Annotated in this window: 2 protein-coding genes; both read right to left on the bottom strand. The window is 40.1% G+C overall.

What is annotated here, in order from left to right; genetic code table 11:
• Positions 1-562: 562 nt before the first annotated feature.
• Entirely contained in the window at positions 563-934 is a 372-nt protein-coding gene (locus N475_RS05855; protein ID WP_155732547.1) for a hypothetical protein, read from the bottom strand.
• A complete protein-coding gene (locus tag N475_RS05850) occupies positions 927-1586 on the bottom strand; it encodes a hypothetical protein (protein ID WP_155732546.1) in 660 nt (219 codons plus the stop codon). The genes N475_RS05855 and N475_RS05850 overlap by 8 nt, the downstream gene beginning before the upstream one ends.
• Positions 1587-1804: the final 218 nt, after the last annotated feature.

The following is a 1804-nucleotide window of genomic DNA, read 5'->3' as shown; positions in this document are numbered from 1 at the left end:
AACCGTTATTTAAAGATAGGCAACACTCAGTTTTTTGCCAAATTTAAGATGGGTGTCTTCTTTAATTCTTCCAACTTGCCTACTTCGTGCTGTTGCCATGAATTGAACGCCTAACTTTTGACCGTTATTTAAAGATAGGCGACACTCACTTTTTTGCCAAATTTAAGATGGGTGTCTTCTTTACTTTGCGCTCAGAACCAAGAATACGAAAGTGAGTTGCCAATCCAATTTAATATACCGCAACAACAATGACCAAGGTCAGCCGATTAAGCTTGGCTTTGAAGCACTGAAAGCAGATAACCAATAAGCATGTAATCTCCTTGTGTACAGTAACTCAATCGTATACTGAACATTGATTTCTTTACAAGTTTCTTTACAGATTATCGGCTGTTTTGACCATGATTAGCCATGATGATGGCAATGCTTCATAAACGAAGGTTTTCTTTACACGGTTAAACTGGGTGAGAATTGCTAGTAATGGAGTTGTGATGATGGGAAAGTTGTCAGGATCCCGCAGGGATCCTGACTATAGCTGTGAGCTTATAGTTCTCTCAGGAGTTATCTATAAAAAATTCAGTTCTTGCCCCAACTTTTGCTTCAGTTTGTCATATGACTCTTGTGAAATAATGCCAACAAACTCTTCTTTGCCATCTTGTGATTTAATAACCAATACTTTGAGACCCCCTTTGCTTACAAGGTAAAAACTAGCAATATCGTCCCAATATTTTCGGAATTTTTTCTTGTTGCTTTTTAAGGTTACGGTTTTTTGCTCGACCAGTACTGTCAGGGTTTGACTATCATCACCATTGAAGTTCAGCGTAATCTTTTGATTACTAATATCCATTGTACTTTCAACAGGTAAATCCATAGCTCCTCCTTTACAAGATGCTAAGCCCATTAGGCTGGCGAAAACAATAGTTAAAAACTTATTCAAACTTGCCTCCGAATTGCTCAAATAATCGTGTTGGATGCGGGTCAAGCCATCTGTCCCAAACCTTGTTTCCACTTGCTGAAAGTACGTGAGTTGCAAAGGTTCCACACATTCTACTTGATGAATACGGGTTTGCACTCCAGTCCTTCATAGCTTTCATCGCATCACCATATTGCTGCCTTGTAATCGCAAAGCTTTTATACGCAAACTGACCGTTTGGCTTGCCGGGGTCCTTGCCAGTCTTCAGCCACTCGTTAAAACGTTCATAATAATCACCTTTCTCATCATATACAGCACCATCAATATCTGTACCCAATATGAAATCTTTGGCGTCGGCACTGTCTTTAGGCCAGTATCCTTTAGCTATTTCTTCGCCCTTAGCATTTCTCATGATTACAAATGCATGACCTATCCAGTCATCTTCATTATCAAGGTGAGCAACTATGGTTATATTGTGGTCTTTAGGTGGTTCATCTTGTTTTGTTGCGTCAGTTGAAGGCCCATTTTTATTGGTATCACTATAACTCGTTCCCCCCGCCGCTGCAATACTCTGCGGATTCCCCATATCCATCTGCTCACTGGTCTGCTTACTCATCCATGACTTAATCATATTCATGTTCAAATTGGCATACGTAGTGAACGTGGCTTTGGACATAGCCGCATCGCCCATTTGAGTCGCAATGGCGCCCATATTTCCAAAGTTGTCGTTACCTCCATGATGATAATTTCACATGACACCCATCTTAATTTACCACAGCACTAAGCAAGTTTCTAAACAGGAACAAACAACTCCTAAAAGTGATATATGCAGCAATTGCTCTGCCATTTTGTCCAATGAGCTATAAAATCAGAATTTTAGGCATGAACAGCCCT

This window comes from Pseudoalteromonas luteoviolacea DSM 6061, assembly GCF_001625655.1.
GTDB lineage: Bacteria > Pseudomonadota > Gammaproteobacteria > Enterobacterales > Alteromonadaceae > Pseudoalteromonas > Pseudoalteromonas luteoviolacea.
This window is presented reverse-complemented; position numbering and strand designations above follow the sequence as displayed.

What these genes read in the sequence shown, in the direction of transcription:
- N475_RS05850 (WP_155732546.1), bottom strand. Translation starts at nt 1,586, where the DNA reads ATGTCCAAAGCCACGTTCACTACGTATGCCAATTTGAACATGAATATG.